General features: G+C 40.1%; 1 protein-coding gene. It reads right to left on the bottom strand.

Features of this window, described 5'->3' with window-relative positions; translation table 11 throughout:
• The coding region (locus tag G7034_RS10315; protein ID WP_223177620.1) for a hypothetical protein at positions 1-441 on the bottom strand (441 nt) is incomplete at both ends.

Raw genomic sequence — 441 nt, 5'->3', positions numbered from 1 at the left:
ATACAATCCTGCTTCTTCTACCGTTAATGCACTTCCTGTAAAGGCTAATTCATCGCCATCCAAGAACCATTCAAATTCGTAATCGTTGGCATTTAGCCCTGTATCTAAGGTTGGTGCAGAAACAATTTCACCAGTCTCACGGTCAATACAAATCACTGAACCATCCATGTTAGAAATATCCACTAATGGAAGTGGATTCACGGTAATTTCAAAAGTCACTTGCGTTGAGGATGGACATTCATTGTCTGTGTTTACAACCTCGGCAAAAATTACCTGTGGTGATTCTGAAGTAAAGAAATTCTCAGGATTAGTAATCGGAATTCCTGCTTCAAAGTCTTCTTCTGATGCGTAATACACTACTTGGCTATTTCCATCTCCCGCATTTGGATTGATTTCCTCATCTTTCTGCGTTAAATCGAATTCGCCTATTTCGTTGTCGGC

Origin of the sequence: Psychroflexus maritimus, assembly GCF_011089875.1 — a bacterium.
GTDB lineage: Bacteria > Bacteroidota > Bacteroidia > Flavobacteriales > Flavobacteriaceae > Psychroflexus > Psychroflexus maritimus.
This window is presented reverse-complemented; position numbering and strand designations above follow the sequence as displayed.